Source organism: Hyphomonas sp., from assembly GCF_041689225.1.
Lineage (GTDB): Bacteria > Pseudomonadota > Alphaproteobacteria > Caulobacterales > Hyphomonadaceae > Hyphomonas.
Map to the genome: position 1 here is coordinate 1 of NZ_JBDNGN010000010.1, position 8,234 is coordinate 8,234.

An 8,234-nucleotide genomic window follows, 5' to 3' on the forward strand; every position below is an offset into this window, starting at 1 on the left:
GCTAGTCGAAGGCGCGACCACCGAGATCCGCAATCTGCCCTATATCGACGCTTCGATCACCCTGGGGGCTGGCGCCAGCCGCATCATCTTGACGCATATCCTGCCGAACGTGATGTCAGGCGTGATCATCATGACCACCACCTGGCTGGGCATCGCCGCGCTGTGGATCACCGCCCTTGGCTTCATCGGACTGGGCGTACAGCCGCCGACCCCAGAATGGGGCGCGATCCTGAACGACGGGCAGATCTATATCACGCTGGCCTGGTGGATCACCGTGTTTCCTGGCGTCTTCCTGTCGCTCTTCGTGATCGGGGTCAACCTGATCGGCGACGGGCTGCGCGACGAACTCGACCCGACTCTTGCCCGCGCCTGAGCGGCGCGGCTCACGAAACGACCACTTGAAACCTAGGAGTATTGAGATGAGAATCGGACTAACCCGACTGCTACTGTCTTCGGCCAGTATCATGTTCTGCGCCCAAGGAGCTTTGGCGCAGGAGATCGACAAGGGTGCGCATCTGACCATCGGCTGGGCAGAACCTATCGACACGCTTAACCCCGCCACAACTGGCGCGCGCAACGTCGGCTCGCTGCTGACGAACATGTTCGACACGCTGGTGTGGCTGAACAAGGATTTCGAGATCGAGCCATTGCTGGCCAAGGACTGGTCGGTGTCTGAGGACGGTTTGAAATACACCTTCAACCTGCGCGAGGACGTCACCTTCCACGACGGCACCAAATTCAACGCCGAAGCGGTGGTGGCCAACATCGCCTATATCACCGGCCCGGACACGCAGTCGAAGATTGCGCTGGGTCTGATCGGTCCCTGCAAGTCCGCGACCGCTACCGCCGAGTTCACCGTCGAGATTACCTGCACGGCACCCTATTCGCCGCTGCTGGCACAGTTGGGCGAACCCTACCTGGGCATCCAATCGCCCGAGGCGATCGCCACATACGGCGCCGATCTGGGACAGCATCCCACCGGCACCGGCGTGTTCAAATTCGTCAGCTACGAGCTGAGCCAGAGCCTGGTTCTGGAACGCTTCGAAGACTACAACTGGATGGCTGCGGCTGATCACGACGGCGCGTCGAATATCGCCGGCATCACCTTCCAGATCGTACCGAACTCGCAGGCCCGCGTTAGCCAGTTCCTAAGTGACCAGTCCCACGTCATGCAGCAGACGCCCGGTGTGTACTGGAAGTCGCTCGGGGCCTCAGACGCCTACACCCAGATCGCTGTTCCGATCAGCGGACTCGGAATCTTCGCACCGATCAATGCCAGCCGCTTCCCGACCGACGATCTTGCTGTGCGAAAGGCGATCATGCACGCCATCGACAAGACGGGCGTCGTGCAACTGGCAGAGGCGGGCGTCTTTCCGGTCAGCAATACTCCGTTGCAGAAAGGGATGACAGGCTATGACGAGAGTCTGGAAGATGCCTATCCCTACGATGTCGAGAAGGCCGCGAAACTGCTTACAGATGCTGGCTGGACCAAGCCGGGCGAGTTCTGGGAAAAGGACGGCAAGACGCTGACGCTGGATCTTACGGCGATCTCGACAGTGCCGTCGTATCCGCTGCTGGCGCAGGCGATGCAGGGCTATCTGCGCGACTTCGGCATGGATGCCCAGGTCAGGCAGCTTGCGGTTCCGGCCTGGCTGGCCGCCAATGTTGAGGGCGACATGTCCCTCACGCCGCTGCAGTACATCGGTGTCGACCCGGACGCGCTGCACTTCTGGGTGTTGCCGGGCGAGTATTTCAATTGGAGCCACTGGTCCGACCCGGAACTGACCGATCTGATCATTCAGGGCCAGCAAGAGTCTGATACCGAAAAGCGGATCGAGATCTATAGCAAGGCGCAGAAGATCATCATGGACAATGCGGTGTTGATGCCAATTCGGCAAAACATTGACCTGCTCATGACCGTGAAGAACTTGACCGGAGTAACTTATTCGGGCGGTGGCTTCGAATATTTCGGCGCCGCGTCGCTGACGAAATGATCCCTGGCTCCGCCGTTCATGTCGGGTCGGCGGAGCCCACAATCTTCCCATGATAAGGACTACTAACGTGACCATGCTCATTCGTGCCGACAGACTGATTGACGGGACCGGCGCCGACCCGCTGGAAAACGCCACCCTGGTGATTGAGGCGGGCAAAGTCGCGGGAATCATTCGGGGTGATATTCCCGACCGCCTGGCCGGTGCCGAGTTGTTGGAGTTTCCGGGCGGGACCATCCTACCCGGTCTGATCGATACCCATGTCCATCTGAATCTTCCCGGCGACGGTAGCACTCTGGAAGACGCCATGCGCGAATCCGAGGGCGTGATGGTCGCGACCTCGACCCATGCCATCGCGCGGGCGCTGGCTGCCGGGATTACCACGGTACGTGATGTCGGCGCCTACAAGACAACCGCCATCGACCTGCGCCGTGCCCAAGAGCTTGGCTATGTTTCCGGCGCCCGGGTCATGGCCTGCGGCCAGCCGATCACTATCACCGGCGGCCATACCTGGTATCTGGGCGGCGAGGCAGACGGGATCGACGGCCTGCGTCGCAAAGTCCGTGATATGATCAAGCAGGGCGCCGAGTTCATCAAGGTGATGGGCAGTGGTGGCGGCACCGTTGGCACAGCTTCGTGGTTGCCGGCCTATAGCCAGGATGAAATGCTGGCGCTGGCCGACGAAGCGCACCGCAACGGCCGCAAAGTCTCCGTGCACTGCCTCTGCGCCCAATCGATCGATATCGCGATCAAGGCCGGGGCCGACCAGATTGAACATGCCGGCTTCATCACTGACGCCCAAGGCAACCAGGTCTATGATGCTGCGGTGGCCGATCGGCTTGCGGCATCCGGGATTCCGGTGACCAGCACCCTTGCGGTGGGCGGTACCGTACTGAATGCGCTGAGCCTGAAAGAGCGGCTTACCCCCGCCGAGCAGGAAATGCAGGCGCGCTGGCGCACCATGGCCGCCGAAAATCAGACGCAATTCGCCAAGCTCAGCGCAACGGGCGTCAAGTTCGTTGCCGGCACCGATGCCGGCTGGCGCTTCACCTCCATCGACAGCCTGCCGTTGGAATTGGAGTTGATGCACGCCGGTGGCTATTCTACGTTGGAGGCGATCCATGCCGCCACCGGCCGCGCCGCCGAAGTGATCGGCATCGATGACCAGACCGGAACCCTGATCGCCGGCAAGGCCGCGGATGTGATCGTGGTCCACGGCAATCCGTTGGCCGATCTTGATGCGCTACGCGATCCGCGGCTGATCCTGCAGGCCGGTGTGCGACATGCCGCCGTCGGCCGCGCTGCAATGACTCCCCAGGCTGCGTTTCGTACCGATCTGACCGAAACCCGGCCGGAACCTACCAGACTGGATGCAATCCTATGACAACCTGTTTTATGGTCGGCGCCCAGATCTTTGCGAACCGGCCGCGATGATCCCGGCGTCAAATTCGACCGGGGCGGCGGCGGGGCGCGACCTGGTGCTGCAAGTGCGCGATCTGCAGACGCATTTCCGCACCGGCGGCGGCACAGTGCGCGCCGTCGATGGCGTCAGCTTCGAGATCCGCGCCGGCTCGACGTTGGGCATCGTGGGGGAAAGCGGATCGGGCAAAAGCGTCACCTCGCTGTCGATCATGCGCTTGATAGAAGCGCCGGGCGAGATTGTCGGCGGCGAGATCATCTATCGTGGCCGCGACCTGGTGAAGCTGCGTGAAAAGGAAATTCGGCATCTACGCGGCCGCAGCCTGTGCCTGGTGTTTCAGGATCCGATGTCAGCGCTGAACCCGGTCTATAAGGTCGGCAAGCAGGTGGCGGAATCGCTGCACGCCCATGCCAGCATTGGTCGGCAAGAGGCCCATGCCCGCGCAGTCGACTTGCTGCGGCAGGTCGGGATTCCCGATCCTGAGCGCTGCGCCAACGAATATCCGCACCGCCTGAGCGGCGGCATGCGACAGCGCGTGACCATCGCCATGGCAATGGCCAACACGCCAGATCTGTTGATTCTGGACGAGCCGACGACGGCGCTGGACGTGACCATTCAGGCCCAAATCCTAGATCTGGTGAAAGGCCTGCCCGATGCCACCGTGCTGCTGATCACGCATGACATCGGCGTGGTGCGGGAAATGTGCGACGAGGTCGTTGTGATGTATGGCGGGCGTGTGATGGAGCGCGGCACGGTCGCCCAGGTCACCGAGGAGCCGCAGCATCCTTATACCCAAGGCCTTCTGGATTCGATTCCGCATGGCGGGATGCGTGGCCAACGGCTGCGAGCGATCAGCGGTTCGGTGCCGAGCCCCCTGAACATGCCCAAGGGCTGCCCCTTCAGTCCACGCTGCCCAAGGGCGATGGATATTTGTGCCACCAAGCCGGTACTGAAAGAGACCGGCGACGGCCGCGCGATTGCCTGCTGGCTGACCGAAGAGAGTTGACCGATGACCGCAACAGACGCCACAGCCCACGACAAGCCCCCGCAGACCGGACCGGATGCTGCCGCCCCGCCGCTGCTGGAGATCCGCAATCTCAAGACTTATTTCGCCAATCGCAGCGGCATTCTTAACCAGACCACCGGCTGGGTGAAGGCCGTCGATGACGTCTCACTGACCATCCGGCGCGGCGAGACACTGGGCCTGGTCGGCGAATCCGGCTGCGGGAAATCCTCGCTCGGCCGCTCGATCGTGCGCCTGGTGCAGCCGCAGGAAGGCGAGATTCGGCTTGAGGGCGAGGATGTCCTGGCTGCCAGCCCGGCGCGGTTTCGCGCCCTGCGCCACGACATCCAGATGATCTTTCAGGATCCGCTAAGCAGCCTGGACCCCAGGATGTCCGTCCGCCGCATCATTGCCGAGGGACTGGTGATCCAGGGCGTGCCGCGGGAAGAGCGCGCCGCCACGGTCGAGCGGCTGATCGAAGTGGTGGGATTGCGCAAGGAGCATCTCGACCGCTATCCGCACGAGTTCAGCGGCGGCCAACGCCAGCGCATCGGCATCGCACGCGCCCTGGCGTTGCGCCCGAAATTCATCGTCGCGGACGAGCCGGTCTCGGCACTTGACGTTTCGGTGCAGTCGCAAGTGCTGAATCTGTTGTCCGAACTGCAAGAAGAATTCGGCCTGACCTATCTGTTCATCGCCCATGACCTGGGCGTGGTCGAATATATCAGCGACCGGGTCGGGGTCATGTATCTGGGCAAGCTGGTCGAACTGGCCGAGGCGGAGGATCTCTTCGCGGATCCGCGCATGCCCTATACCCAGGCGCTGCTGTCGGCGATTCCGGGGCGCGAGGCGGCGGGTGGCGGCAAGCGCATCATCCTGAAAGGCGACGTGCCCAGCCCGCTGAACCCGCCCTCGGGCTGTCCGTTCCGAACCCGCTGCTGGATTGCGCGGGACATCTGCGCGCAGCAGCGCCCCGCGCTTCGCGAGGTGCGACCCCGGCACTTGGCGGCTTGTCATTTCGCCGACTAGCCCGGCGCAGATCCACAGTAAGGAAGGGGCCAGAACATGCTTGTTGTACATCACCCGGATCAAGCCCTGCACGATCCTGAGACCGTGTTTCGGACCGGGAAACTCATCGCGCAGCCGGATCGCTGCGAACGCTACGAGATATTCCTGCGAGTCATGCGCGAAGAGGGCCACGAGATCGTCGAGGCGCCGCTGGGTGGGCTGGGGCCGATCCTGGCGGTGCATGACGCCGATTACGTTGACTTTCTGCGCGACGCTTACGCGCAATGGAGCGCCCATGCCGATTTCGGGCCGGTCGCGATTCCCAATGTGCATCCGACGCATCGGATGCATCGGCGGCCGACGGATTTCCTGGGCCTGCTGGGCTGGTACTCGAATTCCACCTCATGTCCAATTGTTGCCGACACTTGGCGGTCGATCTTTGCTAGCGCGCAGTCAGCGATTCATGCCGCCGAATGTCTGACCGCCGGGACCGACCCGGTCTACGCGCTGTGCCGCCCGTCCGGACACCATGCCTATCCCGATCTGATGACCGGAGCCTGTTTCCTCAACAATTCCGCGATTGCCGCCAATCACCTGGTATCGCGGTTCGGGAAGGTGGCCTTACTCGATATCGACGTCCACCATTGCAACGGCTCGCAGTTCATCTTCTACCAGCGTGCCGACGTGCTGGTCTGTTCGGTCCACATCGACCCCAGGTTGACCGCGCCGTTTTACGCCGGCCATTCCGACGAAACCGGCGAAGGACCGGGCCTGGGCTTCAACTGCAACTTCCCGCTCCCCGCGAACACTGGCGACGCCGACTGGCTCGTGGCGCTGGAGGCTGCGCTGGGGCGAATCGTTGACTACGCGCCGGGGGCGCTGGTAGTATCGCTCGGCTTCGACGGAGGCGAACACGACCCGGTCGAGGCGTTCAAGATTACTGAAGCCGGATTCGCCGGCGCGGGGCGCAAACTCACCGCGATGAAATTACCGACTTTGCTGGTACAGGAGGGAGGATACCTCAGTTCCTACTTGGGCAGCTATCTGCGCAGTTTTATGCGAGCATTCAACAGTTGAAGCCATGACGCACAAGCACGCAACGCAAACCCCGCAAGTGATTTTTTGGAAGAGGCCGATCCATGTCGCACAATGAGACCCGCGGGACGAACGGCGGCCCGGCGGACCTGACCGGCCCCGAGACACCGGAACCGTCCGATCCCGTGGTCGCGGATGGCGAGGCAAACGGCGTGCGCGCTCAGGGGGCCGACCGACTCGGGCCGGCGCCCGAAGGTGCCATGCTGGAACTACTGACCGCGGGGCTGGATCGCGACGCGCCGATCGCACTCAACGTGCAGATGCGCGGCGTCATCGAATACGGCATCCTGATGGGCAGCGTGCCGGCCGGAACCCGCCTGCCGACGGTGCGCGAGTTCGCCGAGAGCACCGGCGTGGCAACGATGACCGTGGTCAATGTCTATAACAAGCTAAAAGCGGCGGGACTGATCGAAGCCCGGGGCAAGTCCGGCACTTTCGTCTCTTTGGTCGAGGGTCTTCCGTCACTTGAAGGGCTGCAGCGACTGAACCAGGCGATCGACGAACTGCTGACTGTCGCGCGTACTCTGGGCCTGGATGTCGGGCAGGTGGCGGAGATGACCGGCGTGCGCGGCAATCTGCAGCGCGCGCGCTCGACGATGCCGCTGCGCATCTTGTTCGTCGGGCTGTTCCAGGCTTCCACGGCGGCCTATGCCCATTTCATCCAGGGAAAACTTGCAGAGCAGGATCGCATCGACACGGCCACAATCGGCACCCTGTCTGCGGCGGAACCTTTGCTGAATTACGACCTGGTGCTGACCCTCGCGAACCGCCGCCTGGAAGTGCGGAGTGTGGTGCCGGCGGTTGTGCCAGTGGCCGGGGTCAATTTCGTGCCCTCGGTCGAGACCCGCACCCGGCTTGCCGGGTTGGATTCGGCGGCCCGGGTCGGCATCGTATCTACTTTCCCCGAATTCACCGGGCTGATGCGGTTAAACATTCTGAGGTTCATTTCGCATGTCAGCAGTGCCGAGATCACCTTGGTGGACGCACTCGATCTGGCCGATTTCGTGCGCCGCGTCGACGTGGTGGTCTATGCCACCGGGTCCGACCGAGTGTGCGATCTCGTGAGCAGCCGCCAAACCGCGTTCGAATACCGTCACTCGCCGGATCCGAACAACATCCAGAACGATATCCTGCCATTGATCGAGGAAATTCGCTCCTCCAAACTGCTGACAAACAGGGCGCTGTAGCGCCCCGAGCCGGTCGCCGTGACCGGTCACTGGCGTTGAAGCCGGCTGTGAAGCTGCCCGCAAAACTGCGTGAAGCCATAGCCTTCCGGATGGGCGATCGATACTCCTGCCACAACAGGGTCAGTGTCACGCCCTTGCGCTTCAACTCTGTCGCGAGGTGGGTCCAGTCCGGCTGGAAATCATCACGTGGCAGCCGCCCCGGGAGTATCCGAAACTCTGTGTATGAGGCTTAGCCCATGCGGTTTCGACGGGTCAATTATTGAACCGTTCGGGGTAAAGAATAGCGAACTGATTGCGGGCGGCATACTATTACCGGCAGGCGATGCTTGCGTCCACTGACCGGCAGTTGATTGCCCTGCAAACGATGAGTATCCGTATTGGTCAAGCCGGGTTTTGGGTCCATTTACTCTGATCTCGAAGCAGTGCGTTGGCCATGACGATCAGCTTTCGCATGACTGCTGTGATGGCCAGCTTCTTGCATTTTCCTGTCGAGATCAGCTGCTCGTATTTCGCCTTCATATCTGGGTTGA

The 8,234-nt window shown here is 62.2% G+C and carries 7 protein-coding genes and 2 pseudogenes; 7 read left to right on the forward strand and 2 right to left on the reverse strand.

Going from position 1 to position 8,234, the window contains the following annotated elements; all coding sequences use genetic code 11:
• The 7 genes from ACESNB_RS00980 to ACESNB_RS01010 all read left to right on the forward strand — a co-directional run.
• Window positions 1-373, forward strand: a 373-nt coding sequence (locus ACESNB_RS00980; protein ID WP_373002654.1) for an ABC transporter permease, incomplete at its 5' end; no start/stop codon positions are given.
• A 112-nt stretch (window positions 374-485) separates the two neighbouring features.
• Window positions 486-1,994 (forward strand): ABC transporter substrate-binding protein, encoded by a 1,509-nt coding sequence (locus ACESNB_RS00985; protein WP_373002656.1) that lies wholly within the window; start codon window positions 486-488, stop codon window positions 1,992-1,994.
• Window positions 1,995-2,067: 73 nt separating this feature from the next.
• Window positions 2,068-3,375: an amidohydrolase family protein gene (locus tag ACESNB_RS00990; protein ID WP_373002664.1), complete on the forward strand. Its 1,308-nt coding sequence runs from the start codon at window positions 2,068-2,070 to the stop codon at window positions 3,373-3,375.
• Complete coding sequence (locus ACESNB_RS00995) at window positions 3,362-4,417, forward strand: ABC transporter ATP-binding protein (protein ID WP_373002658.1); 1,056 nt, start codon at window positions 3,362-3,364, stop codon at window positions 4,415-4,417. The genes ACESNB_RS00990 and ACESNB_RS00995 overlap by 14 nt, the downstream gene beginning before the upstream one ends.
• Before the next feature lie 3 nt (window positions 4,418-4,420).
• A complete protein-coding gene (locus ACESNB_RS01000; protein WP_373002660.1) occupies window positions 4,421-5,443 on the forward strand; it encodes an ABC transporter ATP-binding protein in 1,023 nt (340 codons plus the stop codon).
• A 36-nt stretch (window positions 5,444-5,479) separates the two neighbouring features.
• Window positions 5,480-6,499 (forward strand): histone deacetylase family protein, encoded by a 1,020-nt coding sequence (locus ACESNB_RS01005; protein WP_373002661.1) that lies wholly within the window; start codon window positions 5,480-5,482, stop codon window positions 6,497-6,499.
• Window positions 6,500-6,561: 62 nt separating this feature from the next.
• Window positions 6,562-7,704 (forward strand): GntR family transcriptional regulator, encoded by a 1,143-nt coding sequence (locus ACESNB_RS01010; protein WP_373002662.1) that lies wholly within the window; start codon window positions 6,562-6,564, stop codon window positions 7,702-7,704.
• A gap of 32 nt (window positions 7,705-7,736) precedes the next feature.
• On the opposite strand, the pseudogene ACESNB_RS01015 reads toward ACESNB_RS01010, so the two are convergent.
• Both ACESNB_RS01015 and ACESNB_RS01020 read right to left on the reverse strand, forming a co-directional pair.
• Window positions 7,737-7,903, reverse strand: a pseudogene (locus ACESNB_RS01015) (IS21 family transposase); the annotation flags it as partial.
• A 182-nt stretch (window positions 7,904-8,085) separates the two neighbouring features.
• Window positions 8,086-8,234: pseudogene (locus tag ACESNB_RS01020) on the reverse strand (IS110 family transposase); the annotation flags it as partial.